Genomic DNA, 26,958 nt, shown 5'->3' with positions numbered 1-26,958 from the left:
CCCCGATCAACTCCCGCTGGGTCAGTCTGGCCGGCGCTTACCCCCTTGTCTCGCGGGGAGAACTGCAACGCCTTCCCCGAAGAGGAAACGCGGCCAGGTTGCTGCGGAGGATGCGCGGAGCCTGCCGCCCGCTATGCGGGACTTCATGGCGCAGCAAGGATTGCGCGGGCTTTGCGGGTTGTTGCAAGATGGCGAAAGCTCTTCTTGCCCCGCGGATCCGCCATGCCCAAATCCGAGTTCTCTCATATCCTTCAGAGTTTCGGACGGCAGATGGGGCTGCATTCGCAAGTCGTGATCGCGATCGCTCTGGTGATCTGCATGTCGATGACCACGCTAGGATATTGGGTAAACGCCTATATTCGCAATGTCGAAGTGGAAAGCGCGGCCGATGCCAGCGCCGTCTACATGAACATCATCATCGAACCGATGCTGCGCGATGTCGAACGAAATGGAACGCTGCCGTCCCGGATCGAATTGCAGCTGGACGAACTGCTGATGCGCCATACCCATGAAACCGCCATCGAGGCGGCGGTGATCTGGTGGCAGGACGGCACCGTGGCCTACAGCACCGACAAGCGGCTGACGGGGCGGCAGATGTCATCCGCCCAGCTGGATGCCGCCTTTGGCGGTCAGGTCGTGGCCGAGCTGATGGAGAACCTGACCGATCACGGAACTCGGCGGCAAGAGCGGCTGGGCCAGCCCTTGCTGGAGATCTATATGCCCCTGCGCGACCGCGAAAGCGGCCTCGTCACCGCCGTCGGCGAGTTCTATCAGAATGCCGCCGAGCTTCAGGCCCAGATGAACCGCGTCGCGTCGCGGATCTGGGGGGTGGTCGGGCTGACGACCGCGCTGATGCTGACGCTGCTGATCCTGACCGCGAGCCGGGCGCGCCGCATCGTGCGGGCGCAACAGGACGAGTTGCGCCATCGGCTGGACATGTCGCAGCAACTGGCCCGCCAGAACGCGGACCTGCGGCAGACCGCCGAAACGGCCAAGCTGGAGGCGATCAAGGTGAACGAGACCCTGCTGACCCGCATCGGCGCGGATCTGCATGATGGCCCGCTGCAACTGCTGGGGCTGATCGTGCTGCGCCTCAGCGGCCTGCCCTCGGGCCGCGCCGAGGACGCCGCCGCCGCGTGCGAGCGGCAAAAGACCGCAGAGCTGGCCACGCGGACGATGCAGGAGTTGCGGAACCTGGCCTATGGGCTGAGCATCCCCGAACTGGACGGGCTGACGGTGTCCGAAACCCTGTCGCTTGCGATTGCGCGGCATGAAAGCCAGACCGGCACGACAGTCTCGCAACGGCTGGGGGAATTGCCCGACCACCTGTCCGAGCCCGCAAAGATCTGCCTGTATCGCATCGTGCAGGAATCGCTGAACAACGCCTTTCGCCATGCCGGCGGCAGGGGCCAGCAGGTCTGGGCCGAGACGCGGAACGGCGAGATCAAGCTTGTCATCCGCGATGCCGGTCCGGGGCTGCAACCCGAGGCGGCGAAAGCGCCGCAGGGCGGAAACGGAATGCCCGGACTGGGGCTGCCTGGACTGTCGCGGCGATTGCAGACCCTGGGCGGCAATCTTGATGCGACCTCGGAACCGGGACGAGGCACGACGATCACCGCTCGCCTGCCGGTCGAAGCCGGATAGGAAACTACTGGAGGTAGAGGTTTGATCCCGGCGCCACCTCTGCCTGCAGCTTTTGTGCGGCCAACACCACCTCCAGCCGGTTGCGTGCATGCAGCTTCTGCATCAGGATCGACATGTAATGCTTGACGGTCTTTTCGCTGATCTGCAGCTGTTGGCCGATTTCCTTGTTGGTCCTGCCCCGCAACAGCAGCCGCACGATCTGTTCCTCGCGCATGTTCAGCCGGATCGCCTGCAGCGTGCGCTTGCGAAGCGAAGCGTTCTGCAATGCCGCGATGACCTTGGCCGCGAAGGTATGCGTCACAAAGGTCTCGCCTCGCATCACGGCGCGGATCGCCTCGGCCAGTTCGGCCGCCGTGCTGCCCTTGATGACATAGCCATGCGCCCCCGCTTCCAGCACCTGGACGGCATGTTCGACCGCCATCGAGGCGGTAAAGATCAGCACCCGCACATCGGGAGCTTCCTCGCGGATCTTCTGGATCGCCTGCAGGATGTTCCCCGGCATGTCCAGGTCCAGAAGGATGACATCGGGCCTGTTCTTCAGCGTCAGGTTGATTGCATCGCTGGCCGAGACGCCCTTTTCCACCACGGCGAATTCATCCGAGTCGGCGAATATTCCTGCCAGGCCTTCAAGAAAGATGGGGTGATCATCGAAAATCGCCAACTCGACCCTGGGCATGGGCGGAAACCTCCGTCGACATTCAACTGAACCGATATGTTTTGACGATAGCAGAACGGTCCGGGCCCAGAAACTGTCGTTAAGGGCATGTTTTTGCATCTTGACGCGGTCTTTCCCATACGGATTCCCGATGATTTCAATATGAATGCGATAATGGAAATGAACGGCCGCTGAATTGTCCCCAGGCCGGTTATCAGACTTTCGGTCAATCGGCCTTCGGACATTGGTCCGATCCGCACCTGGACCTTCGACGCCTTATCCTTCGGACCTGGGCCGCATGAAAAGACCGGACTTTGTCAAGTTCATGCCCCGCGCCCAGACGGGCATGATTCCAGGCATATCGGCAGGCGTCCCGCATAGCGGCGCCGGCGGGGCTTTTCCGCCACCGCGGCGGAAAGCGTTCGACACAGGGGGATTACATCATGGTAACGCTGATCAGGCACGATCTCGAATTCATTCTCGAGCAGATCAAGATCGCCGAGGCCCATGCCGCCGGCACGCCGCTGACCGAACTGGTAAGCAGCCCGCTGTTGCCCTATGGGCTGCGCACGGTCGATGGCAGCGACAACAACCTTGTTCCCGGCCGCGAAAGATGGGGCGCCTCGCACGAGGAATTCCTGCGCCTGACCGATCCCACCTGGCGCGACGAAAGCGACGACCAGATGATGTTCGGCACGCCGGAAAACCCGGTATGGCTGACCAACAACGACTATACGCCCGGCAGTCCGACCAGCCCCGGCTTTCAGCCCGGAACCGTGGTCGATGCCGACCCGCGGCTGATTTCCAACCTGATCGTGGACCAGACGCTGGACAATCCGGCGGCCATCGCCGCCGCGCTGCGCCATGCCGGGGTCGAGGGTGCGGACATGACCGCGGCGGTGCAAGGCGTCATGACGGCCCATTCGCTGGTCAAGGGCACGGTGCCGGGCAGCGCGGCCCATGCCATCGCACAGGCCCAGCTGGCCACATTGTTGGACCAGCACGGGATCGAGATGGACGGCCCGACCATCAGACTGCCCAACCAGGCCCCGGACGAAGGGCTGTCGGCATCCTACAATGCCTGGTTCACGCTGTTCGGGCAGTTCTTCGACCACGGCCTGGACCTGGTGCAGAAGGGCGGGCACGGTACGGTCTATATCCCGCTGCAGCCGGACGACCCGCTGTATGACCCGGATTCGCCGCATACCAATTTCATGGCCATGTCCCGCGCCACCATCGGCGACGGCGCGGCCAATGTGACCACGCCGTGGGTGGACCAGAACCAGACCTATACCTCGCATCCCTCGCATCAGGTCTTTCTGCGCGAATATGCCGAAGGGCCGGACGGGCCGGTCTCGACCGGCAAGCTGCTGGAAGGGGCGCGGGGCATGGCCACATGGCGCGACGTCAAGGACCAGGCGCGCGAGTTGCTGGGCATCGACCTGACCGACCTGGACGTGGGCGCGGTTCCGGTCCTGCTGACCGACCCCTACGGCGAATTCATCCGCGGCCCGAACGGGCTGCCGCAGATCCTTGCCGCCTTCGACGTGGACGGCATGCCGATCTGGGTCGAGGGCAACCTGGCCGATCCGGTCGATCCCTCCGCCATCCAGCTGCCCCCCGGCACCGTGCTGTTCGGCGGCAACGTGATCGATCCGGGCGAGATCGTCTCGGCCGCGCGCACCGGCAATGCCTTCCTGGACGACATCGCCCATAACGCGGTGCCGGTGGCGGTGGACGGCGTGTTGCAGCCCGATGGCGACGACGCGCCGGGCTATTCCGGCGGCTTCGACGCACGCGGCAACCGCGATTCCTATGACGACGAGATGCTGGATGCGCATTACATCACCGGCGACGGGCGTGGGAACGAGAATATCGGCCTGACGGCGGTGCATTCGGTGTTCCACGCCGAGCACAACCGGCTGGTCGATCACATCAAGCAGGTGATCCTGGACACCGGCGACGCGGATTTCATCGCCGAATGGCGCGACGCCGACGGCAACTGGGACGGCGAGCGGCTGTTCCAGACCGCGCGCTTCACCACCGAGATGGAATATCAGCACCTGGTCTTCGAGGAATTCGCCCGCAAGGCGCAGCCCGACGTAGACATCTTCATGGTGCAGCCGGATGTCGAGATCAATCCGGCGATCTTTGCCGAATTCGCCCATGTGGTCTATCGCTTCGGCCATTCGATGCTGAACGAGACCGTGGACCAGATCCATGCGGACGGCTCGACCGACCACCTGACGCTCTTCGACGCCTTCCTCAACCCGCTGGCCTTCGGCTCCGACACCGTGGACCATCACCAGGCAGCGGGCGCCATCGTGCGCGGCATGACCGGGCAGGTCGGCAACGAGATCGACGAATTCGTCACCAACGTGCTGCGCAACCAGCTGGTCGGCATCCCGCTGGACCTTGCCGCGATCAACATCGCGCGCGGCCGCGACACCGGCATGCCGACGCTGAACGAGGCGCGCCAGCAGTTCATGGACATGGCCGGCGGCGACAGCCAGCTGAAGCCCTATGACAGCTGGGTCGATTTCGCGGTGAACCTGAAGAACCCCGAATCCATCGTCAACTTCCTCGCCGCCTATGGCACCCATGACCTGATCACGGGCGAGGAAACCGTGGCGGGCAAGCGTGCCGCCGCCATGGCCATCGTCTTCGGCACCGACCAGACGGTCTTCGAGGACGGCGGCGCCCGCGTGATCTCGGCCCCCGCCGACCGGCTGGCCTTCCTGAGCGCAAGCGGCGAGTTCGCGGCGCGCAGGGGCGGGCTTGACGATGTCGACCTGTGGGTCGGCGGTCTGGCCGAGAAGAAGATGCCCTTCGGGGGCATGCTGGGCTCGACCTTCGCCTTCATCTTCGAATTGCAGATGGAGAACCTGCAGCATGCCGACCGCTTCTATTACCTGTCGCGCGCGCAGGGCCTGAACCTGCTGACCGAGCTGGAAAACAACTCGCTGGCCTCGATCGTCATGCGCAACACCGACCTGGGGGCGACGGGCTTCGCGCTGCCGGGCGACATCTTCTCGATCCCCGATCACGTCCTCTATGTCGATGCCGCCAAGCAGGCGCAGTTCGGGCACGCGGATCCGGTGCATGACAACCCCACGCTGGAGGCGATCTCCAGCCTGGTCGAGCGCGGCGCGAACTTCATCCGCTACAATGGCGCCGACCACACCGTCATCGCCGGGACCGAGGGCAACGACACCATCATCGCCGGCGGCGGCGACGATGCGATCCGGGGCTTCGGCGGCGACGACCGGATCGAGGCCGGATATGGCGTCGACATCGTCCATGGCGGCGACGGCAACGACATCATCACCAATGCCGGCACCGACATAGGCGAAACCGACATGCTGCATGGCGATGCCGGCAACGACGTCATCCACGGCGGCTCGGGCATGGCGCTGATCTTCGGCGGCTCGGGCCGGGATTTCCTGATGACCGGCCCGGACGGCTCCGAGATCCGCGGCGGCACCGGCGACGACTTCCTCATGGGCGGCAACGGCCCGGACATGCTGTTCGGCAACGAGGGCGACGACTGGGTCGAGGGCCACGGCCTGTTCGACTATATCGCCGGCGACAACGGCGACATCTTCTTCAACTCGTCGATCATCGGCCATGACGTGCTGAACGGCGGCAGCGGCGACACCGATTACGACGCCGATTCCGGCGACGACATCATGATCGCCGGCGAGGGGATCCAGAAGTTCATCGGCATGTGGGGCCATGACTGGGTGGCCTTCAAGGGCCAGCAGGTTCCGGGCGTGGCCGACATGAACTTCCCGGTCTTCGACAGCCTGCCCCTGGAGGTGCTGCGCGACCGCTTCAGCCAGGTCGAGGCGCTGTCGGGCTGGATCCATGACGACATCCTGCGCGGCGACGACCGCAGCGACGAGGAGGGCGACCAGGAGCTGGCCTTCGATCCGACGCCCGAGGGCAATTTCATCCATAACGAGCTGGACCAGGCCGGGATCGACCGCATCGCCGGGCTGGACCGGATCATCACCCCCGACATGATGCGGCTGGGCGAATACTGGGCCGACGGCTCGGGCGCCGAGAAGATGATCTTCACCGGCGGCAACATCCTGCTGGGCGGCGGCGGCGGCGATCTGATCGAGGGCCGGGGCGGCAATGACGTCATCGACGGCGACGCCTGGCTGAACCTGCGCATCAGCATCCTTGACGCGGGCGGGGCCGAGATCGCCACGGCCGAGGGCATGTCCGCGGTCGTCACCGACCTGGCCGGCAACGTGCTGCATGGCGGCCGGACGCTGGACCTGCTGATGCTGGAGCGGGTCTATGACCCCGGCCAGTTGCAGATCACCCGCGAAATCCTGTGGGACGACAGCGGCACGGACACCGCGGTCTATTGGGATCTGTTCGAGAACTACGCGGTGACGCGCAACGCCGATGGCAGCATCCGCATCGAGCATCTCGACGAGACCGCTGGCGTGATCGACCCGATCACCAACCAGAACCGGGTCTCGGACGGGATCGACACGCTCTACAACATCGAGGTGCTGCAGTTCGGAGACGTCACCGTCAATGTCTCGGACCTGTTCAACGCCGAGCCGGTGGGCCAGCCGCTGATCAGCGACACCACGCCCACGCAGGGCCAGGCGCTGGCCGTGGACCTGAGCGGGATCAGCGATGCCGACGGGATCGACATGGCGACGATGAGCGTGCAGTGGCAAAGCTTCATCGGCGGCCTGTGGACGGATATCGCCGGGGCGACCGGCAGTTCCTTCACGCCGGGCCTGGCCCATGTGAACACCCAGCTGCGGGTGGTGGCGCGCTATACCGACGGCTTCGGCAAGGCCGAGGAGGTGATCTCTTCGGTGACCTCGCCGGTCGGCGTCCATCTGGTCGGCAACGGCACGGCAGAGACGATGTCGGGCACCGTCGGCGCCGACATCATCGAAGGCAGGGGCGGCAATGACACGATCAGCGGCCTGGACGGCGACGATCTTCTGAACGGCGAAGGCGGCAACGACCTGTTGCTGGGCGGCAGCGGCAACGACACGCTGAACGGCGGCGCCGGGGCCGATACGCTGGAGGGCGACGCAGGCGACGACCTGCTGAACGGCGGCGCCGGCAACGATGCCCTGTCCGGCGGCGATGGCGACGACGAGCTGATCGGCGAGGCCGGCGTCGATCTGCTGGATGGCGGGGCCGGCAACGACGCGCTTGACGGCGGCATCGGCAACGACACGCTTGACGGCGGCCTGGGCAACGACACGCTGATCGGCGGGGTGGGCGCCGACGTCATCCGCGGCGGCGATGGCGATGACTTGGTCCAGTGGAACGTCGGCGACGGGCGCGACACGATCGACGGCGGCGCCGGGACCGATACCGTGCATGTCACCGGCGACGCGACCGCCGAAGCCTATCACATCTGGACGCTTGCCGAATGGCGGGCCGCCGCCGCGGCCAACAACAACCAGGTGCTGAACGGCAACGTGCCCGAGGATACCGAGATCATCATCACCCGCAACGGCACCAATTACGCTGCGGTCGTCGCGATCATGAAGGATGTCGAGGAGGTCGTCATCTCGGGCATGGGCGGCGGCGACACCTTCGCGGCGCATGGCGACTTTACCGGCACCAGCCTTTCCTACAGCACCATCACGCTGGAAGGCGGGGCCGTCGACGACGTGCTCGACATCTCGGGGCTGCATTCGGCCCACCGGGTTCTGTTCCGCTCGAACGGCGGGCAGGACACGATCATCGGGCAGCTGCGCGAGCAGGACGTGATCGAGATGCCCGGAAGCGATGCGGGCCATACGATGACCCATAATCCCGACGGCACCACCACGCTGACGGCCGGGGTGGGTTCCGTCACCTTCACCGGCCCGGCCGCGCCGCCGGCGGAAACCGAGCCGGACGATACCAGCCCTTTGGGCGACGGCCCGGACGACGTCGCGCCCCCGGATGGGGCCGGCTTGGTAGCTGACCTGACCCTGATCGGCACGGGCAAGGCGGATGTGCTGCAGGGCGGCGAGGGCGCCGACATCATCCGCGGCGGCGAGGGCAGCGACTTCCTCGGCGGCGGCGGCGGGCGCGACGTGATCCTCGGCGGCAGCGACGCCGATGACATCTTCGGCGGTGCCGGGGCGGACATGCTCTATGGCGATGCGGGGCACGACCGGATCTTCGGCGGCGACGACGGGGACATGATCACCGGCGGCACCGGCAACGACACCGTCTTCGGCGGCAAGGGCGGGGATCTGATCGTGGCCACCAAGGGCGACGGCGACGACGTCTATTACGGCGACGAGGATGCCGACACGCTGGACATGTCCCAGATAACCGCCAACATCACCGCCGATCTGGGCACCGGCTTCATGGGCCGGGGCAGCGTGTCGAGCGAACAGACCGGCAGCGACACGATCTGGAGCATCGAGAACATCGTCACCGGATCGGGCAATGACGTCATCACCGCCAGCGCCGCGGTCAACGTGATGGATGGCGGCGGCGGCAAGGACGTCTTCCGCTTCCTGTCGGCGCAGGATGCCGATGGCGACACGATCGTCGACTTCGCGCCGGGTGATCGCATCGACCTTTCCGCCATCGATGCCGATGCCGGGGCGGGCGGCAAGCAATCCTTCACCCTGGTGACCGGAGAGGCCTTCACCGGACGCGGCCAGCTGATGGTCGTTCACGAGACAAGGGAGGATGGCGACTATACGGTCGTGATGGGGAACACCACCGGCGATGACGGGGCCGATTTCCGCATCAGCCTCAAGGGCGCGCATATCCTGACGGCGAACGACTTCAATCTGTGACGCCGTGGCCCGCCGGCCGGTCCCAGGGCGGCCGGCGGGTTCCTTTCCCGACAAGGTAGCGAGGTGGGTTCCGATGCGTGGCAGGGATGTGACGAAGGCGGCGAGACGCAAGGGCGCTGCAAACCTGATCCGGGGATATCGCGCCATCCTCGTCTTTCTGTTCGGCATATCGGGCATCATCAGCGTCCTGGCGCTGACCGGCGCCTTCTACATGCTGCAGATCTATGACCGGGCGCTGACCAGCGGCAGCGTGCCGACGCTGCTGGCGATCTCGATCCTGGCCATCGGGCTCTATTTCTCGCAGGGGCTGTTCGACATCATCCGCTCGCAGATCCTGGTGCGGATCGGCGCGCGGCTGGACCGCCGGCTGGCGCCGCTGGCCCATCAGGTGGCGATCGACATGCCGCGCTTTGGCTTTTCCACCTCGGAGGCGCTGGAGCGGGGCCGCGACGTCGATACGGTGCGCGGCTTCCTGGGCAGCCAGGGGCCGGTGGCGCTGTTCGACCTGCCTTGGGTTCCGCTGTTCGTGGCCTTCGTCTATGTCCTGCATCCCTGGCTGGGGGCGCTGACGCTGGGCGGCGCCTTCGTGCTGGCGGCGCTGACCATCGTCACCGAGCTGATGACACGGCGCCTGAACGAGGCATCGCAGAAGGCGATGATCGCCCGCAACGCCATCGCCGATTCCAACGCCCGCAACGCCGAGATCGTCAAGGCGATGGGCTTCGGCGCCCGCGCCGTCATGCGCTTCACGCGCGCCAATGACGAGCATCTGGCGCTGCAGACCCGCGCCAACGATGTCGGCGGCACCTTCGGGGCGATCTCGCGCGTGTTCAGGATGATCCTGCAATCCGCGGTGCTGGGCCTCGGCGCCTTCCTGACCATAATCGGCGAGCTGTCGCCCGGCGCGATCATCGCCGCCTCGGTCGCCTCGGCCCGCGCGCTGGCGCCGATCGACATGGCCATCGCCAACTGGAAGGGCGTGGTCGCCGCCCGCGCGGCCTTCCGGCGGCTGAAGGAAACCGTCGTGGCGCTGGCCGAGGCCGAGGCGCCGATGCCCCTGCCGCCCCCCCGCCAGTCGCTGAAGGTCGAGAACCTGACCATCGCCGCCCCCGACAGCGGCCGCGTGCTGCTGAGCGAGGTCGGCTTCACCCTGTCGCCGGGCCAGGCGCTTGGCGTCATCGGCCCCAGCGGCGGCGGCAAGACCACCCTGGCGCGTGCCCTGACCGGCATCTGGCCCGCCCTGCGCGGCAGCATCCGGCTGGACGATGCCGAGTTGGGGCAATGGGACGACGAAACCCTTGGCCGCCATATCGGCTATCTGCCGCAGGATGTCGCGCTGCTGGAGGGCGACATCCAGGAAAACATCTCGCGCCTGGAACCCGATCCCGATCCGCGCGGCATCGTCGATGCCGCCAAGGCGGCAGGCGTGCACGAGATGATCGTGCGCCTGCCCGACGGCTATCACACCGCGCTGGGGCCGATGGGGATCGCGCTGTCCGGCGGCCAGCGCCAGCGCATCGGCCTTGCCCGCGCGCTTTACGGCGATCCCTTCGTGGTGGTGCTGGACGAGCCGAACTCGAACCTGGATGGCGAGGGCGAGGCAGCACTGACGGCGGCGATCAACGCGGTCAAGGCGCGGGGCGGCATCGTGGTGGTGATCGCCCATCGTCCCAGCGCCCTGGCGGCGGTGGACCTGGTCGCGGTGGTCCAGAACGGCCGGATGACCGCCTTCGGTCCCAAGGAGGACATCATCGCGCGGCCCGTGCGGGTCGATCTCGACGCAGCAGAAACCGACAGGAAGGAGCGTGCCCCGGCAACGGCGCGCGTCACGGCATGATCATCAAGGTCAAGGGCACCCGATCCGGCTCGGCCGAAACCGCCGCCGCGGAACGCTATGCGGCGAAGGCGTCCGAAGGGGAAGGCCGCGCGCCCTATGTTTTCGGCGCGGCGCTGGTTTGGCTGGGCCTGTATCTGAAATCGATCTTTCCAACCTGGGGACAAGAGGAAACAGCCCTTCCGCCGCAGAAAGCGGCGCAGGGCGCGGCAGAGCCGGCCGGCACCGCATTCTCGGCCGCCGCCCCGCCCAGGGCGCCAGAAGGCGCCCCTCCGGCAACCGGGGCGCAGCCGGCGGCGCCGGTCGAGGACGGCCCCGCCGGCCTTGCCGCCGGATCCGTGGCACCGCCTAAAACCGTTCATGTCGAGACATTCGGCCTGCCGGTGCCGTGGCAGCGCGCGCCGTTCGTTCCGCCGGGCGGCGCGGCCGCGAATGACAACCGCATCGCCGCGCCCGGATTCGCGAACCCGGGCCCCAAGGGCCAGGTGCTTCCGCCGGCGGACGACGGGCCTGCGGACCCGAAACCGGACGAGGATGACGACGACGGCGATCCCCCGCCCCAGGGCGGCAACCGCCCTCCGCGCGTTTCCGGGCCGGTCCATCTGGCCGACATGGCCTCTTGCGCGGTTCTGGCGATCGGGCTGGGCCAATTGCTGCGCCATGCCGAGGATCCCGACGGCGACATGCTGTCGGTGCATCATGTCACCGCCTCGGCCGGCACGGTGATCCGCACCGACGGCGGCTGGGAGTATCGCCCCGAACCCGGTTTCAGCGGCCCGGTCACGCTGAGCTACGAGATCGGCGACGGCCATGCCTCTGTCACCCAGACCGCGCATTTCTCGGTCTTTGAACGGCATTTCATCCAGGGGACCGACGGGGACGACAACCTGCTTGGCGGCGCCTGCGCCGAGGATATCGACGGCGGCGACGGCGACGACAATATCGATGCGGGCGGCGGCAACGACGTCGTGCAGGGCGGGCGGGGCCACGACCATATCGTCGCCGCTGACGGCAACGACACGGTTTTCGGCGGCGACGGCAATGACGTGATCTTCGGCGGCCGGGGCGACGATCACCTGTGGGGCGGTGCCGGCGACGACCGCATCTTCGGCCAGGAGGGCGACGACATCATCCAGGGCGAAGCCGGCCACGACCTGCTGGATGGCGGCACCGGCGACGACTATCTGGACGGCGGTGCGGGCAATGATATCCTCAGCGACGGCCAGGGCGCGGATGTCCTCCGTGGCGGGCTGGGCGACGACCATGTCGTCGCGGCGCTGGACGCGGCCGACGACATCTATGACGGCGGCGCGGGCGTGGATACGCTGGACTATTCCTCCGCCGCCGACAGCCTGCTGATCGACCTTCATGACGAGCTTGCCAGCGGCGAGGAAATCGGCACGGACACGATCGCGGGATTCGAGCGCGTGCTCGCAGGCGCGGGCGACGATCACGTCATCGCGGCGCTCGATGGCGGGGACGGCAGCCTGGACGGCGGCGAGGGATGGGACCGGCTGGACTATTCCGCCGCCGAGGAATGCCTGCTGATCGACCTGAATGCCGGCGTCGCCAGCGGGGTCGAGATCGGCACGGATGCGATCGCCGGCTTCGAGGCCGTAAGCGGCGGCAAGGGTGACGACCATTTCATCCTGGGCGACGCGCCGTTCTGCCTTGAGGGCGGCGAGGGCGATAATGTCTTTGAATTTCTCGCCCCGCCGCCGCCGCCCGATCCTGGCGCCACGGTCGAGGCGCGCAGTTTCGAGATCATGGACTTCAAGGTCGGGGATCGGTTGCGCATGTCGAAATATGACCTGTTCGAGCGAATAATCGACCGCCACGAGGACGACTTCGAAAAGATCTACGGCGACGATTTCGACGACGACGATATCCGCATCCGCTTTAGCCACGAGCGTGACGAAGACATCGACCGCACCGTGATCGAGGCCGATTTCAACCGCGACGACATTTACGAAACCACGATCACCCTCGAAGGCCGCCATCTTCTGGTGATCGTCGAGCATGGGACGGTTTGACGCAAGAAAGGACAAGTCATGGGCAAAGACCGGACCAACGCTGCCTCGCCTGCCGATGACGGGCGGTTTCGCCTTCGCGCGCGCGTCGCGGCCGGGTTCCTGCTGGGCGCGGTTCTGGTGCTGGGGATCGGAGGCTGGGCCGCGACGGCGCAATTGACCGGCGCGGTGATCGCGCAGGGCGAGGTGGCGGTCGACCAGAACCTGAAGCTGATCCAGCACCGCGACGGCGGCATCGTCGGCAGCATCGAGATCCGCGAGGGCGACCGCGTGACGGCGGGCCAGGTCCTGTTCCGCCTCGACGACGCGCAGACATGGGCGGAGCTGTCGATCGTCCGCTCGCAGTTGATCGAGCTGGCGGCGCGGCGGGCGCGGCTGGTCGCCGAACGCGACGACCAGCCCTCCATCGCCTTTCCGCCGGAACTGACCGAGGCCGGGGCGGAAACCGCCAGCCTTCTGGCCGGCGAGACGCGGCTTTTCGAGGGCAACCGCCTGAACCGCGAGAGCCGCAAGCAGCAGCTTGAGCTGGGCATCGTGCAGATCGGCGAGGAAATCGCCGGGCTGGAGGCGCAGCGCGCCGCCAAGCTGGAAGAGATCGAACTGGTCGAGGCCGAGCATCTCAGGATCTCGGCGCTGACCGAGGCGCGGCTGATCGAGGTTTCGCGCGTCTTCGCCACCGGGCGCGAACGCAGCCGGCTGCTTGGCGAACGCGGCGAGATCGACGCGGCCATTGCCCGCGCCAAGACCCGCACCAACGAGGTGCGCCTGCAGATCATCGCCATCGACGAAACCGCGCGCACCGAGGCGCAGCGCGAACTGAGCCTTGTCGAAACCCGCATCTCGGAATTGCAGGACCGCCGCGCGGCGATAGAGGACCGGCTGACCCGCACCGACATCCGTGCCCCGATCGCGGGGATCGTGAACGAGATGAAGATCCATACCATCGGCGGTGTCATATCCCCGGCCGAGGTGCTGGCCACCATCGTTCCCGAAGATGCACGGCTGAAGATCGGGGTGAAATTCGCCCCCGCCAGCATCGACCAGATCGCCGTGGGCCAGACCGCCCGGCTGCGCTTTTCCGCCTTCAACCAGCGCACCACCCCCGAACTCGAGGGCGTGATGACCTATGTGGCGGCGGCCACCTCGCGCGTCGGCGCCACCGGCGACAGCTTCTACGCCGGGGATATCGAGGTCGGCCCCGAAGAATTGGCAAAGCTGGCCGGGCTGCAACTGGTGCCGGGCATGCCCGTCGAGGTTTTCGTCACGACCGAGGAACGCACAGCGTTCTCTTACCTTGCCAAGCCATTGACCGACCAGTTCAATCGCGCCTTCCGCGAGCGATAGCGGTCTTCATGGAAACGCCCGTGAACACGCCGCTGGATTAGCCCTGCCTTGGTTTGGCAGGTCTGCAGGGGCGAGGATTTGCGGCAGTGGGGACACCGGATTGGCTGCGCGAGCGCGGTGAGGATGGCTTGCCTGACGGCGGGGAAGCTCGGCTGGGGCGGCGGGCCGAGGATTCGTCCCCCGCTTGTTTGAGGCGGCATCGGGCATCCGCAGGTCCAGCAGCAGAATAGCGAAGGATTGCTTCATCGCGCAGTCGATCGCCGACCGGCCCGATCCCGCCGTCGCAACCTCGGCACCCAAGGCCGACAGCACCCATTGTGTCGGCAATATGGCGCAGCGCGGCGCAAGGCCACCACGATCGGCCGGATGCAATAGGCGCACCCGGCTAGAGCACGCCCCGGTATAGGCCGAAGGACAGGCCAGGCTTGCATATGCAGGAGAAGGCGTTTCCCTGGCCGCATTGCTCTTACCTTGCGGCAGAGACCCGCAGAGGAAGCACAGGCTCCATGGGCAGTTCAGACCAGAATCTCGGTCCTCTCCATACCTTTCCGTCAGTGCTGCCGCGAGGAATTTTGGCCAGCCTTCACAGCGCGGTATCCATGCGGTGGCGCGCAAGCACGAAGGTCGCAGGACCCTGTTTCAGCAGATGCTCACAGGCGTTTCGGATCAACGCCATCCAATCGGGATTGCGTACGGTCGACCGGTTCAGCGGTGCGCTGCGGAAGGCCCGCTCCAGATACCAGTCCAGCCCGCGTTGGCGCATCACCCGGCGCCCGGATTTCGCCATCAGTTCGGCAACCCACGGCACGCTGTCTGCCCGTTGCAGCAAGATGCGCTGAATCTGCGGCGGGCGCCGGACTCCCGCAGGGTCGATCCCGCACAAGCAGCCGACCGCCGGTATTCCGTGGAAGCGCGCGATTTGCCACGGCCTCGACCACAAGAGGCAAGACGCAGCTGGCCAATCCGACGCCAAGGCAGGGGCGACCCATGACCTGGTCGAGAAAGACCCCCAATGCCACCAGGTTGTCGTTCATCACGTCAATGGACTGCGGCCGGCTTTGGGGTTGGGAGGACGTCGAGCCCGAGGAACATGCCGTCGCCTTCACCATCGCCAAGGCCATGGCGTTCGACCTGCTCGATGCCATGAGGGGCGAGATGCAGAAGGCGCTGAGGGCTTGCCCTTCGATGCGTTCCAGAAAAGCTGGCGCGCGAACCCGAAGCTGGCCGATTGATGGGGCAAGCGCGAGATGGTCGATCCGCTGACCGGCGAGACCGAGCTGGTGCAACTCGGCGGCCCGCGCCGGCTGCGCACGATCTATAATGCGAACCTCTGCTCGGCCCGCGCGGCTGGGCAGTGGGAGCGCATTCTCCTTCCTGGAATATCGGACCGGCCCCGGCGAGAACCACCGGCCGGCCTGATCCTGCCGGTCGACAGCCCATTCTGGGACACGTGGATGCCGCCGAACGGCTGGGGCTGCAAATCCTGGGCGCGGCAGGTGACGAAGGCCGAGGCAACCCGGCGCAGGGTTTCCGAGGAGCCGAAGGCGCCAGACCGCGTGGTCAGGAATGGACGCACCGGCGAGGTGCGGATCGTTCCGACCGGGATCGGCCCCGGCTGGCAGGCCAATCCGGGCAAGCTGCGCCTGGACGGTGCCGAGGCTTTCATGGCTGGCAAGATCCGACTTTGGCCGGACGAGGCGCAGGTCGCGGCCCTGCGCGACATCGCCACCCACTGGCGGGTGCGGCGCATCATGAACGCCGCGCCTGATCGCGCGCCGGTCGGGCTGCTGCCGGCCGAGATCGCGACGCGCCGGGCTGTCGGACCGGCTGGTCTGGGTCAACAGCGACACGTTTCGGCATGCGGTGAATGCCGCCGAAATGGAGGCGGAGACGATGGGCAAATCTTCGCCGAATCCAGAATGAATTTCGCCACGACGCCGTGTCAGGGCCCTTTTTCCGCAGTCTGTTAGGCAATGAACCATGCCGGTGGGGACAAGCGTTTTACTCGGGCCCGGAGCAAGTGAAAGATGGGTGCGTGCATCTATCAAACCTTGCGATTTATTCCAACGAGCCGCTCAATAGAAACTCTGCCCAGTCCGGCCAGCGCGAGCACCTTCTTTCGTGCTGGCGCCCGGTATTTCCCCATTCTTCCAATAATTCATGGTGATGATCGCCCACGCAAGCGGGCGATCACACCTCATGGATTTCCAAAGTGAACTCAGCGTTGATCCAATTCGTTTTCTGCCAGGAATTTGGAAAGCTGATCTGCGACTTGCAGGTTGTTCAAGTCCGAGAACATGAAATGGGAATTCCCGAACAACCCCACAGACGGCAACGAAAGAATGCTTGCGTTCCCCCCAATTCCATTCAAGGAATCCGCAAATAGCTGGGATGCGACAACCTGGGCACGCCGACCATCCGCAGGGATATCAGGGATTGGCTCGCTTGGGATATTGTCACCATAGACGATCTGGATGGGAATGTTTGCAAGCTTGGCAAACTCATCGTTCGAGACAACACTGCCGGCAGCCATTTCCCCTTCGAAAAGCGGTATGGGATCAGGCATGGAATCCTCCGGGAAGACAAATCCCGGCTCATACGAGACGATGCCCTTCACATTATCGGACAAGGTGGCGGTCTTCCATCCATAGATGCCGGACTCCGAATGCGTAACCAGAATGGCTGGCCCGATTTTTTCCAGAAGTGCGACGAGGGCCTGAACCACTGCATCGGGATCGCGATTCACATCCGGGACCAGGTGCTGGATGAAGCTTTCGATGCTCTCGACATCAAACTGCTGGACCGGAAAGACTTCCGGGTATTTTGGCCCGATTCTCCACCGGCTCCAAGCATATTGAATACCAGCGCGCTGCGTCCTGTTCGGGATGATTTCGTCGCCATCAAGCTGTCCAAACGGCCCATTGTAGCTTGGATATCCCGACCGACCACGGCGAGGTGCATCTACGATATAGACCGGGAAGCCGCGACGGAGGAAAATGGTCTGATAGCCCTCGCGGCCATCTGGCGTCGTTTCCCAGACGCGCCCGGTACCGCCTCCGCCATGCACAAGGACGATAGGCAGCTTTCGAGCATCCGCCGGGATCTGGTATTGAACATACATCTGATCCTTCCAGAAGGTCTGTCCCTTGTCGGTATACCCGAGCGCCCCGGCATCAAACTCGCCAGCCGCCTGCAGCGAATGACCGCCGACAAAAAAGCTTCCCTGTTCAACGATGGTCATGGGCTCGCCCTGGGCGAAAACCGCGCTGCTCGTGATTATCAAGCTGGCAAGACCAAAAACCGCCCCCTTAAACGACCCTGACAATCCAGTCATTTGTTTCATGGTGCTCCTCCCTTTGTGAAACTGCATTCTAAATGCTTGTCCTTGCAGTATCCTCCCGCCAACAGGCATGCCGGTTCGGAAATTTGGCCCTGCCCTTTTCCGCCCTCATGCAGTCTGCAATATTCCGATCAGTGTCCCTGTTTGCGTGCGGAGGGCGCGCCGCCCTCCGACACATGGCAAAACCTCACCGAGCGAGCTTGGCGACGAAGCCGCCCGCATGCGGAACGGTCACGTCGACCAATTCAGCCGGGGAAGCCAGATCCGGCAGTTTCCAGGCCAGATCCAGCGCCTTGCGGCTTTGCTCCTCGCCGATGACCAGAGCCGACTGGCGCAGGAATTTATCGTTCAACTCCCCGTTGGTCAGCGGGCGCTCGACGCTGCCGATCGCATGTTCGACGTGATGATCGATCCGCCGCCCGTCCTTCATGACCAGCGTGATGCGCACCTCGTCCTCGGCAATCTCGCCTGCCGTCGCAGTCACCCTGTCGCGCAAGGCGATGACCCGAGGATCCTGCGCGATCTCGTCGGTGAAGGCGGTGGGTGAGCCGTCGCCATGCAGCAGCGCGACCGCCGCGGCATGATAGACGCTGAACTTGGTCTCCAGCCCGGTCCGCGGCGTCCGTTTGCCGGTCAGCTCCAGCACCAGCGGATGGGTGGTCAGTTCGACCGAGGCGATTTCGGCCACTTCCGCGCCCAGCCGTTCGCGCAGCTGGCAGCAGCCGTCGATGGTGGGGTGGATCACGATGCCGCAGGCGAAGGGCTTGTAGCTGTTCAGCGCGGCTTCCCAGCGGCTGCCCAAGCCGCCGAGGATTTCCGAATAATCCTGCTTGTCCGAAAGCACGTTGGCAAAGCCGCGCGGCGCCTCGATGCCGCGCAGCGAGCTGTCGAAGCCGGCCTCGGCCAGGAAGGCCGCGGCCGCGCCGTTCTGCGCCGCGCGTCCGGGATGCAGGCTCTTGCACATGGTCCCGAACATCTCGCGCAGCCCGGAGGACTGGGTGGCCGCGATCCCGAGCGCCCAGGTCGTCCGCTCCGCGTCCAGCCCCAGCAGCCTGGACATTGCCGCCGCGGCGCCAAAGACGCCGGCCGTGCCGGTGATGTGCCAGCCACGGTCGTAATGGTGCGGATAGACCGCATTGCCGATGCGGCACTCCACCTCGACACCGACGATCAGCGCGTCCAGCAGATCGGCGCCCGTGACGGCCCTGTATCCGGCCACCGCCATCAGCGCCGAAGCCACCGGCCCGGCCGGATGGATGATCGTCTTCAGATGGGTATCGTCATAGTCCAGCACATGCGAGGTGATGCCGTTGAACAGCGCGGCATGAAGCACATCGGTCCTTTCCCCGCGGCCGATCACCCCGGCCTGAGCCTGGCCGGCAAAAGGGGCAAGCGCCGCGATTGCGCGGTCTGCGGTGACATGGTTCGCCCCCCCGATGGCGCAGCCGAACCAGTTGACGAAGGTGCGCAGCCCCTCGGCCCGGACGGCGTCGGGAATATCCTGGGCGCGGAGTGCAACAATCCATTCCGCAAGATCGCGGGTTACCGAAACTTCGGTCATTTCATAGCCTTTCAGTTGTCAAATTCGCAGGAGCGGCCCGGCACGCACGCGGCACTGCCGGGCAGGTCCGTCATTCAGGAGGGGGTTCCTCGGCCGTCCCCCCGGCCTGGCCTTCCTCCATGGCGCGGCGCTGTTCGAGGATCCGGGCATAGCCGTTCATCACATGCCCGCGCGCCGCATCGAAGGCCGCCTGCGGGTCGCCCGCCGCGATGGCCTCGACGATCTGGCCATGTTCGCGGTTCGACAGGTGCAGGCTGGCCGGGGCCGAAAGGCCGCGGAAGCGCTGGACATGCAGTTCGCGCGCGAAACCCTGATAGGTGTTGGCCAGCCTGCGATTGCCGCACATCTCGCAAAGCGCGGTGTGGAACGCGACATTCAGCGGGTAATAGGCGCTGACGTCATCGGCAACGACCGCCTCGTCCATCCCCAGGATATGCCCGCGCAGTTCATGCAGTTGCGCAGGCGTGGCGTTTTCCGCCAGGCTCCAGGCGACGGCGCCGAAGGCGAAGCCGCGCGCGATATCCACCTCGCGCAGCTCGGCCTCGTCCATCTGGCGCACGAAAAGGCCCCGGTTGGGGATATATTCCAGCAACCCCACCGCCGCGAGCGCCCGGCATGCCTCGCGCACCGGAGCACGGCTGACGCCGCACTGGGTGGCCAGGCTCATCTCGTTGATCCGCTCGTTGGGGGCAAAGTGACCGGCAACGATCATGGCCTCGATCTCGTGGCGGACCAGTTCGCTGAGGGAATTGCCCTTCAGGAACCGGATGCCGGACGTGCCCGGCTGACCGGATTCTTCGCTTTTCTGCCTGGTTGCGCCCGTCATTCCATCACCTGTGTCAACTCCAGATCCTTCCTCGGCGTTCTATCCGCGGAACCCTGCAAGCATAGCCATATTCTCTGCCATAAACAGCGATTGTGCCGACGAAAGCAGCGCTTCGGTCCGCGCATCGTCCCAACCGCCGAAACGGCAGTTGGCGCGAAACTTGGCGACAATCTCTTCTCGCGGAAGCCTCTCGCGGCGCCCGCCGCGTAGATGGGGCTGCCGCGCGGTGCGCGTGCTGCCATCCTTCAGTGTGGCGATGACGGTGCCGGTGTAGTTGCGGGGGTATTCGTCATCGGGGTCGATCTCGTAGCCGATCCGCCCCGTCAGATCCAGCAGCGCGGCATCCCGGATCCACTCTTCGGTGAACTGGCGGAGCCCCGCCTCCTGGTCGAGAAGCCCCACGGCCACCCCGTAGGGCACGCTGAACTTGGCGGAATAGGGGGTGCTGGGGCGGCGCTTTTCGGCCAGCGGTTCCCAGAGCCGGTGAACCGTGCCCTCGCCGACCTTGCACAGGATGCTGTCGATGTCGGACACCGCCAGCCCCTCGCGCGCAAGGGCGATGGCGCAATCGATGAAGGGCTGCACCATGGTCCCGCAGGCATAGGGCTTGAAGGCGATGTCGGCGAAATGCCAGCGCCGGCCAAGATCGTCGGTGATGCGGGTGACATCGGGGGGGATGCTTTCGATGCCGAAAGCGTGGAAAAATCCATGCTCGCCCTCGAACACGGTGCGCGGCCCCCTGAACCCGCCGCGTGCGAAATGGGCGGCGCGGATTCCGCTTTGCGCCGCCCAGCCGGGGTGGAGCCGCTTGGTCCAGGTGCCCTCGGCGAGATATTCGATGATCCCCGAGGCCATGCTGCCCGCGATGCCAAGCGCATCCGTCGTCCGCTTCGCATCCAGCCCCAACACCACCGAGACCGCCGCAGCCGCGCCCATCGCCCCGGCGACAGCCGTGGGGTGAAAGCCCGCCCGGTGCTGCGCCATCGGGGCGACGATCGCCATGCGGCACATCAGCTCGGCCCCGGCGACGATGCCGCAAAGGACCGCCTCGCCCCCCGCGCCGGAATGCTCTGCCGCCGCCAGGGTCGCCGGAATGACGGCGGCGCCGGGGTGCATGGGTGTGCCCTCGAAGGTATCGTCGTAATCCTCGCCATGGGCGGCGGTGCCGTTCACGAGCGCCGCCCCGGCCATGTCGAGGCCGCCCTCATGGCCAAAGGCGGTGCAGGTGCCGCGGCTGTCGAGCCCGGCCAGAACGGCCGCGACATAGGGTTCGTTCCGCGCCGAGACGACGAGGCCGAGGTGGTCGATCAGCGCCTCTTGCGCGCGGGCCCGGACCTCGGCGGGAAGATCCGCCGCCCGCAACCCCGCCGCCCAGGCGGCGAATTGTTCCGCGACTGCCGTCCCGGCCGAAACGCGCATGTGTTTTCCCATCGTCGTGCCTTTCCCCTGAACCGATGGACCGCCCGCCCCCAGGCGGTCCCTTGCGTTGTCAGCCATGGACCTCGACCCCCGAGCGGCGGAAGCGGCGGATTTCGCTGAGGATCGCCATTCCGATGATCAGCCCGGCGCAGATCAGCAGGCCCAGGCTGAGCGGGTTTTCGAAGAACACGCGATGCTCGCCATTGGTCAGCAGAAGCGAGCGGCGATAGTTGGATTCCACCATGTAGCCCAGCACGATGCCCAGGATCAGCGGCAGGACCGGGAATTTCAGCAGCCGCATCCCGTAGCCGATGATCCCGGCCGCCAGCACGATCCAGAAGTCGAACAGGCTCTGGTTGATCACATAGATCCCCGACAGCACGACCATGAAGATCCCGGCGGTCAGGTAGGGCTTGGGCCGGTTCACCAGCCAGATCGCCGGACCAAGGACCAGAAGGCCAAAGATCAGCATGAAGATGTTCGACATGAACAGGCCGCCGAACAGCCCATAGACCAGATCCGGGCGCGAACTCAGCAGCATCGGCCCCGGCTGGATGCCGTGGATCAGCAGCCCGCCCAGCAGGATCGCCATGGAGTTCGAGCCGGGGATGCCGAATGAAAGCGTCGGGATCAGCGCACTGGACGTCACGGCGTTGTTCGCGGCTTCGGGCGCGACGACGCCCTCCTCAGAGCCCTTGCCGAATTTCTCGGGCGTCTTCGACCAGCGCTTCGTCTCGTTATAAGAGAGGAAGGCCGCGACGGTGCCGCCCGCACCGGGGATCGGTCCCTCGATGATGCCCACTGCCGTGCCGATGGCCTGGGCGCGCCGCAACTCCCACAGCTTCTGCAGGCTCGGCAGCTTCACCCGCGCCACGGTCTTGGTGATGCCGCCGTCGCCCCCGTCCTTTTCGGCCACTTTCGACATCAGCTCGGCCACCGCAAAGACGCCCAGCATGACGAAGATATAGTCGATGCCGCCCAGAAGATCCGGCTCGTCGAAGGTAAAGCGCGTCACCCCCGACAAGGGATCGGTCCCGACCGTCGACACCATCAGCCCGATCACCCCCATGATCAGCCCCTTGACCAGCGATCCCTCGGACAGGGCCGCAATGATGCTGAGGCCCAGGAACGCCAGGGCGAAATAGGCGGGCGGCTTGAAGTAAAGCGCCAGCGCGGAAAGCGGCGCGGTCAGCAGCACGAGGCAGATCAGCCCGACCAGCCCGGCGATGGTGCCGGCGACCAGCGAAAGGCCCAGCGCCTCGCCGCCCCGGCCCTGCTGATGCAGGGTATAGCCGTCGATCACCGTGGCGGCGGCGGCATTGGTGCCCGGCGTGCGGATCAGGATGGCGGGAATCGAGCCGCCATATTCCGCCCCGATATAGACGCCGGTCAGCATGATGATCGCCGCCAGCGGCGACATGTCGAAGGTGAAGGGCAGCAAAAGCGCCATCGCGATCGATGGCGAAAGCCCCGGCAGGGCCCCTCCGAGAATTCCCCAGAGCACGCCCCCCGCCGCCGCCAGCACCGTCGAGGGCGTGGTCACGGCGGTCAATGCGTAAGTCAGTCCATCCATTATACGTTTCCGATCACACGCTGGAGAGGAGGGCTGCGTTCAGCGCAGCAGCCCAGGCCAGAATCCCGCCGGCAGCGGAATCTGCAGGATCTTCACGAAGATCAGATAGAAGAGGATGCCGCCGCCAGCCGCGAAAAGCAGGGTGGCCGGCGAAGGCTTCAACCCGGCATAGGTCGCAACCGCCGCCAACAGCAATCCGGCCGAGACCATGTAGCCCAGATGGGGCAGCACGAGGAGATAGCCCACCCCGATCCCGATCAGGCCCAGCGCGCGCAGATGCTCGCGCCACGAGCCCGGCAGCCGATCTTCGCCCTTGTCCTGGTCATCCCCCCCGCCTGCGGCGGCGGCGCGGCGCATCTCGAACAGGGTCTGCCCCGCCAGAAGCAGCGAGAGCACCCCGAGCGCGAGGCCGAGCAGCTTCGGCAGGCCATCGGCCCCCACCTGACCCGCAAGACGGCTTGCGGGAATGGCATCGGCCGCAAGCCAATAGGCCACCGCCAGGACGAACAGGGCTGCCGATACGGCCAGCGTCGCCTTGCGCATGTCGTTCCCCTCCGCCGTCAGTTGATGTCGAATTTTTCGAAGAACGCCTGCAGCGAGGTCACGAACGCCTCGCGCGCGGCAACCGCCTCGGCCTGGGTCTGATAGGCGTTCTGCAGGCCCTCGGCCTCATACCAGGCGCGGAACTCGGGATCCTCCATCAGCTTTGCCACGCCTTCCTCCCAGGCGGCGATCACCTCGGGGGGCAGGTCTTTCGCCCCCGCGATGCCGCGGAACTTCGAGATCACTAGGTCATAGCCCTGCTCCTTGGCGGTGGGCACATCGCCGATTCCCGGCACGCGCTCGTCGGTATAGGTGGCGATGATGCGCACCTTTCCCGCCTCGATCTGGCCGCGCAGTTCCGCAATCTCGCTGACGCCGACCTGGGCGGTGCCGTTCAGCACGCTGAGGATCGCATCGCCGCCGCCGTCATGGGTCAGCACGATCATCGAGCTATCAGTGAGGGTCTGGAATTCCTCCATCACCTGACGGTCGAGCGAACCGGGGGTGGAGACCGAGACCACGATGCTGGACGGGTTTTCCTTTGCGGCGGCCACGACATCGCCCAGCGTCTGATAAGGGCTTTCGGTCAGCACGTAGACCGTCTGCGGATCGTTGAAGAGATTGACCACCGGCTCCATCTCTTCATAGGTCACAGACGGATTGCTGAGCAGCGACGTGATGATATGGGTCGGCGTCGAGCCATAGAAGACGCTGCCGTCCTTTGGCCCGTTCGCCACGGCGGCCATGGCCGCGGCGCCGCCGCTGCCGGTCACGCTCTCGACGACGAAATGAACGCCCATGATCGGGCCGAGATGCTGGCCAATCTTGCGCAGGAAAACATCCATTCCGCCGCCGGGGCTGGAATGGGTGATCAGGCGGACGGTCTGGACGGGATAGTCCGCCAGCACCGGCGGTGCAGCCACAAGAGATGCGGCGACGGCGGCCGCACCCAGCAGCCCCCGGATTCCATGATGCTTCATATTTCCTCCCTGGGCGTCTCCCTGCGCCCCGATAGTCGATTGTCGCCTGTCGACAATTTCAAGATTGCGAGAACGCTCGCTCATGTCAAGAACAAACCGCCGTTCACGTGCAGAGACTGCCCGGTGATGAACCCTCCCGCGGGGCCGCAGAGCGTCAGGACCATGGCGGCGACATCCTCCGGCCGCCCCTCGCGGCCGACGATGGGGCGGGCTTCATGGCCATGCAGGCTGAACGATTCGCCCGAGGTGGCCGAACGCTTGCCGCCGATCTTGCCGGGCACCACGCAATTCGCGGTAACGCCGCAATTCGCGAATTCCACGGCAAGCGCACGGGTGAAGCCTTCGATCCCGGCCTTGGCCGCAGCGACATGGGCACGCCGGCTGGCGCCGGTATGGGAACTGACCCCGCCGATATTGATGATCCGGCCATAACCCTGCCCTGCCATCGCCGGAAGAAACGCCCGGCTGGTCAGGAAAGCCCCGTCCAGGATCACCGAAAGCACGCCGCGCCACTCGGCAAGGCTCATCTCGGTCAGCGCCGCCTCTTGCCGGATTGCCGCATTGTTGACCAGGATGTCCAGGCGGCCGAAGCGCTCCAGCACCTCCCCCTGCATTCGCGCGACCTGATCTTCATCCGTCACATCCGCCAGATGCGCCATCGCGCGCACGCCCATGGCCTCGATCTCGCGGCAAACCGTCTCGGCCTCTTCGGCCGAGCTGCGGGCATTGATCACCACATCCGCCCCCGCACCCGCAAGGGCGAGCGCGATCGAACGTCCGATGCGCCGCACCCCGCCAGTCACCAGCGCGACCTGCCCGGACAGCATCCGGCCCGCGGTGCCATTCGTCTCCATCCTTCTTCTCCTCCTCAGATGACCGGCGCCGATCAACGGCGCTTCTCCCCCGCCAGCCTGCTCAGCAGCTGCTCCATATGTCCGAAGACCCCGAGCCGCAGGAACAGGCGATAGAAGTTCGACACATAGGCATTGACGATAAAGGACCGGACGAAATGGAAGCCCGTGACCAGCATCACATTCAGATGCAAAGCGGTCGCAGTCAGCGCCATTTCGGCCATTCCCCCCGGCGAGGTCAGCAAGATCGTCGTGGAAAGCCCCTGTCCGCTGATCCGCGACAGCAGCCAGGCATAGCCCGCCAGCACAAGCGACAGGACCAGCACCATTGCCATGGCAAGGCCCAGTATGCGCAGGATGCCTTTCATCCGTTCGCGTTCAAACCGGGCGCCGATGGAAATGCCGATCAGATACTGGCCAAGGGCAAAGGGCATCCAGGGCGTGCGCCCCGACACCAAGCCCGACCCGGCCAGAAGCGCCGCCGCCAGCAGCGCGCCGATCATCCAGGGATTGTTGGCCCCGATATAGCGCACCAGCCGGATCGAAAGAAGACAGGTCAGCAGCACCCCCGCATAAACGAATACCGGCAGATCCAGACGACCTTCCTGCGACAGAAGGCCGCCGTCCTCACCGAAACTGCGCAGAAGAAGCGGCAGAACCGTCACCAGAACGGCGACGCGCACCGCCTGGGCCAAGGCGACCACCTCGGTCCTTGCGCCTTCGGCTGCGCCGACATGGGCCATTTCCGAAAGCCCCCCCGGTGTCAGCGAGAAAAAGGCGGTAGCCGTATCCTGCCCCGACAGCCGGGCGAAGGGCACCGTCAGCAGCCCGGTGACGCCGATCGCGACAAAGGCGGTCAGCACCATGAGAGGCGACCATACGACCAGCATCCCTGCCGCTTGCGGCGTCATGGTCAGGCCGATGGCCGAGCCGACGATCAGCTGTCCGATTTTCCGCCCCATGCGGATCTCTGGCATCCGCAGGCCCGCCATCGAGGCAAGCGCCACCACCAGCATCGGCGCAAGCACCCAGGCAAGCGGCAACTTCAGCGCCGAGGCAGTCCATCCCGCAAGTCCCGCGATGATGAGAACGCAAGGCGCAAGAACAGACGTGCGCATTCCTTACCCGTCGATGGTTGTGTTCTTGATCCAGCTAAGCCGAAAATACCCATGCGGCAACCAAAAATGGCGACTGTCGACAATTTTTCATGTCAAAGCTGCTCAACTGCTGTAATGCGATCATGGTTTTTGCGCGCCCCAGGAGCGCTTGGCGCAGCCGATCCGGCAGAGGGGGCGACGGCGGAAGGATGTCCGCGGCAGCGCAAGATCCCGCCACGTGGCGGCGGCAGGCGGTGGGTTGATCCCCTCGCCTTTCCAGGGCGTCGCGGAACCAACCCGCATCACGGTTAGCCGGCAAGCAGCCCCTCGGCCTGCGGCAGGCTGGCCAAGGGGGAACGGACCCCTGCAAACTATCGAAGCAGCCTCGAAATCTTGGTTTTACGGCGTGTAGCGCGGACTTCTTCCTTCCGGCACGGCATGCCGCTTCCAGGTAAGGTATTGCCAAG

Annotated in this window: 18 protein-coding genes; 7 read left to right on the top strand and 11 right to left on the bottom strand. The window is 65.6% G+C overall.

Annotated elements, in window-relative coordinates; translation table 11 throughout:
* Positions 1 to 270 precede the first annotated feature (270 nt).
* Entirely contained in the window at positions 271 to 1,644 is a 1,374-nt protein-coding gene (locus tag FE811_RS02745; RefSeq protein ID WP_181180804.1) for a sensor histidine kinase, read from the top strand.
* Positions 1,645 to 1,648: 4 nt separating this feature from the next.
* Here the strand turns inward: FE811_RS02745 and FE811_RS02740 are convergent, their stop codons facing one another.
* Positions 1,649 to 2,320, bottom strand: coding sequence for a response regulator transcription factor (locus FE811_RS02740; RefSeq protein WP_036753138.1), 672 nt, complete (start codon positions 2,318 to 2,320; stop codon positions 1,649 to 1,651).
* Positions 2,321 to 2,742: 422 nt separating this feature from the next.
* On the opposite strand from FE811_RS02740, the gene FE811_RS02735 reads away from it, so the two are divergent.
* The 4 genes from FE811_RS02735 to FE811_RS02720 all read left to right on the top strand — a co-directional run bounded on the left by FE811_RS02735 (position 2,743) and on the right by FE811_RS02720 (position 14,301).
* On the top strand, positions 2,743 to 9,093 hold the full coding sequence (locus FE811_RS02735; RefSeq protein ID WP_140846539.1) for a peroxidase family protein: 6,351 nt from the start codon (positions 2,743 to 2,745) through the stop codon (positions 9,091 to 9,093).
* A 73-nt stretch (positions 9,094 to 9,166) separates the two neighbouring features.
* A complete protein-coding gene (locus FE811_RS02730; RefSeq protein ID WP_036753135.1) occupies positions 9,167 to 10,930 on the top strand; it encodes a type I secretion system permease/ATPase in 1,764 nt (587 codons plus the stop codon).
* Entirely contained in the window at positions 10,927 to 12,960 is a 2,034-nt protein-coding gene (locus FE811_RS02725) for a cadherin-like domain-containing protein (protein WP_140846537.1), read from the top strand. Before FE811_RS02730 ends, FE811_RS02725 begins: the two co-directional genes overlap by 4 nt.
* Before the next feature lie 18 nt (positions 12,961 to 12,978).
* Positions 12,979 to 14,301, top strand: coding sequence for an HlyD family type I secretion periplasmic adaptor subunit (locus FE811_RS02720; protein WP_140846534.1), 1,323 nt, complete (start codon positions 12,979 to 12,981; stop codon positions 14,299 to 14,301).
* Positions 14,302 to 14,884: 583 nt separating this feature from the next.
* Here the strand turns inward: FE811_RS02720 and FE811_RS02715 are convergent.
* Positions 14,885 to 15,184 carry a hypothetical protein gene (locus tag FE811_RS02715; protein WP_140846532.1) on the bottom strand — a complete coding sequence of 100 codons (300 nt, stop codon included), beginning with the start codon at positions 15,182 to 15,184 and terminating at the stop codon, positions 14,885 to 14,887.
* A gap of 104 nt (positions 15,185 to 15,288) precedes the next feature.
* Between FE811_RS02715 and FE811_RS02710 the strand changes: the two genes are divergently transcribed.
* Together FE811_RS02710 and FE811_RS02705 are read left to right on the top strand one after the other, a co-directional pair.
* A complete protein-coding gene (locus FE811_RS02710; protein ID WP_140846530.1) occupies positions 15,289 to 15,564 on the top strand; it encodes a hypothetical protein in 276 nt (91 codons plus the stop codon).
* The gene (locus FE811_RS02705; RefSeq protein WP_140846527.1) at positions 15,549 to 16,271 is read left to right on the top strand and encodes a hypothetical protein; all 723 of its coding nucleotides are present in this window, start codon (positions 15,549 to 15,551) and stop codon (positions 16,269 to 16,271) included. The genes FE811_RS02710 and FE811_RS02705 overlap by 16 nt, the downstream gene beginning before the upstream one ends.
* Positions 16,272 to 16,519: 248 nt before the next feature.
* Here FE811_RS02705 and FE811_RS02700 read toward each other — a convergent pair whose 3' ends face one another.
* From FE811_RS02700 to FE811_RS02660, 9 genes are all read right to left on the bottom strand, one after another.
* Positions 16,520 to 17,644 carry an alpha/beta fold hydrolase gene (locus FE811_RS02700; RefSeq protein WP_181180803.1) on the bottom strand — a complete coding sequence of 375 codons (1,125 nt, stop codon included), beginning with the start codon at positions 17,642 to 17,644 and terminating at the stop codon, positions 16,520 to 16,522.
* A gap of 184 nt (positions 17,645 to 17,828) precedes the next feature.
* Positions 17,829 to 19,202, bottom strand: coding sequence for an MmgE/PrpD family protein (locus FE811_RS02695; RefSeq protein WP_140846524.1), 1,374 nt, complete (start codon positions 19,200 to 19,202; stop codon positions 17,829 to 17,831).
* Positions 19,203 to 19,272: 70 nt separating this feature from the next.
* On the bottom strand, positions 19,273 to 20,028 hold the full coding sequence (locus tag FE811_RS02690; RefSeq protein ID WP_140846523.1) for an FCD domain-containing protein: 756 nt from the start codon (positions 20,026 to 20,028) through the stop codon (positions 19,273 to 19,275).
* 39 nt (positions 20,029 to 20,067) lie between these two features.
* Positions 20,068 to 21,459 (bottom strand): MmgE/PrpD family protein, encoded by a 1,392-nt coding sequence (locus FE811_RS02685; RefSeq protein ID WP_140846522.1) that lies wholly within the window; start codon positions 21,457 to 21,459, stop codon positions 20,068 to 20,070.
* 58 nt (positions 21,460 to 21,517) lie between these two features.
* Positions 21,518 to 23,020 (bottom strand): tripartite tricarboxylate transporter permease, encoded by a 1,503-nt coding sequence (locus FE811_RS02680; RefSeq protein WP_036753124.1) that lies wholly within the window; start codon positions 23,018 to 23,020, stop codon positions 21,518 to 21,520.
* 39 nt (positions 23,021 to 23,059) lie between these two features.
* A complete protein-coding gene (locus FE811_RS02675) occupies positions 23,060 to 23,563 on the bottom strand; it encodes a tripartite tricarboxylate transporter TctB family protein (protein ID WP_036753121.1) in 504 nt (167 codons plus the stop codon).
* Positions 23,564 to 23,580: 17 nt separating this feature from the next.
* The gene (locus tag FE811_RS02670; protein ID WP_181180802.1) at positions 23,581 to 24,543 is read right to left on the bottom strand and encodes a tripartite tricarboxylate transporter substrate binding protein; all 963 of its coding nucleotides are present in this window, start codon (positions 24,541 to 24,543) and stop codon (positions 23,581 to 23,583) included.
* Between the two features lie 80 nt (positions 24,544 to 24,623).
* A complete protein-coding gene (locus FE811_RS02665; RefSeq protein ID WP_140846519.1) occupies positions 24,624 to 25,397 on the bottom strand; it encodes an SDR family NAD(P)-dependent oxidoreductase in 774 nt (257 codons plus the stop codon).
* A 32-nt stretch (positions 25,398 to 25,429) separates the two neighbouring features.
* Positions 25,430 to 26,512, bottom strand: coding sequence for an AbrB family transcriptional regulator (locus FE811_RS02660; RefSeq protein WP_140846518.1), 1,083 nt, complete (start codon positions 26,510 to 26,512; stop codon positions 25,430 to 25,432).
* Positions 26,513 to 26,958: the final 446 nt, after the last annotated feature.

The sequence above is a fragment of the Paracoccus sp. FO-3 genome (assembly GCF_006386455.1).
GTDB classification, from domain to species: Bacteria; Pseudomonadota; Alphaproteobacteria; order Rhodobacterales; family Rhodobacteraceae; genus Paracoccus; species Paracoccus versutus.
Note: the sequence above shows the minus strand (reverse complement) of the source record. Positions and strands in the feature narration are given on the sequence as shown.

What these genes read in the sequence shown, in the direction of transcription:
- FE811_RS02695 (WP_140846524.1), bottom strand. Translation starts at nt 19,202, where the DNA reads ATGACCGAAGTTTCGGTAACCCGCGATCTTGCGGAATGGATTGTTGCA.
- FE811_RS02675 (WP_036753121.1), bottom strand. Translation starts at nt 23,563, where the DNA reads ATGCGCAAGGCGACGCTGGCCGTATCGGCAGCCCTGTTCGTCCTGGCG.
- FE811_RS02740 (WP_036753138.1), bottom strand. Translation starts at nt 2,320, where the DNA reads ATGCCCAGGGTCGAGTTGGCGATTTTCGATGATCACCCCATCTTTCTT.
- FE811_RS02685 (WP_140846522.1), bottom strand. Translation starts at nt 21,459, where the DNA reads ATGGGAAAACACATGCGCGTTTCGGCCGGGACGGCAGTCGCGGAACAA.
- FE811_RS02745 (WP_181180804.1), top strand. Translation starts at nt 271, where the DNA reads ATGGGGCTGCATTCGCAAGTCGTGATCGCGATCGCTCTGGTGATCTGC.
- FE811_RS02720 (WP_140846534.1), top strand. Translation starts at nt 12,979, where the DNA reads ATGGGCAAAGACCGGACCAACGCTGCCTCGCCTGCCGATGACGGGCGG.
- FE811_RS02670 (WP_181180802.1), bottom strand. Translation starts at nt 24,543, where the DNA reads ATGAAGCATCATGGAATCCGGGGGCTGCTGGGTGCGGCCGCCGTCGCC.
- FE811_RS02725 (WP_140846537.1), top strand. Translation starts at nt 10,927, where the DNA reads ATGATCATCAAGGTCAAGGGCACCCGATCCGGCTCGGCCGAAACCGCC.
- FE811_RS02680 (WP_036753124.1), bottom strand. Translation starts at nt 23,020, where the DNA reads ATGGATGGACTGACTTACGCATTGACCGCCGTGACCACGCCCTCGACG.
- FE811_RS02665 (WP_140846519.1), bottom strand. Translation starts at nt 25,397, where the DNA reads ATGGAGACGAATGGCACCGCGGGCCGGATGCTGTCCGGGCAGGTCGCG.
- FE811_RS02660 (WP_140846518.1), bottom strand. Translation starts at nt 26,512, where the DNA reads ATGCGCACGTCTGTTCTTGCGCCTTGCGTTCTCATCATCGCGGGACTT.
- FE811_RS02710 (WP_140846530.1), top strand. Translation starts at nt 15,289, where the DNA reads ATGACCTGGTCGAGAAAGACCCCCAATGCCACCAGGTTGTCGTTCATC.
- FE811_RS02690 (WP_140846523.1), bottom strand. Translation starts at nt 20,028, where the DNA reads ATGACGGGCGCAACCAGGCAGAAAAGCGAAGAATCCGGTCAGCCGGGC.
- FE811_RS02730 (WP_036753135.1), top strand. Translation starts at nt 9,167, where the DNA reads ATGCGTGGCAGGGATGTGACGAAGGCGGCGAGACGCAAGGGCGCTGCA.
- FE811_RS02735 (WP_140846539.1), top strand. Translation starts at nt 2,743, where the DNA reads ATGGTAACGCTGATCAGGCACGATCTCGAATTCATTCTCGAGCAGATC.
- FE811_RS02700 (WP_181180803.1), bottom strand. Translation starts at nt 17,644, where the DNA reads ATGAAACAAATGACTGGATTGTCAGGGTCGTTTAAGGGGGCGGTTTTT.
- FE811_RS02705 (WP_140846527.1), top strand. Translation starts at nt 15,549, where the DNA reads ATGGTCGATCCGCTGACCGGCGAGACCGAGCTGGTGCAACTCGGCGGC.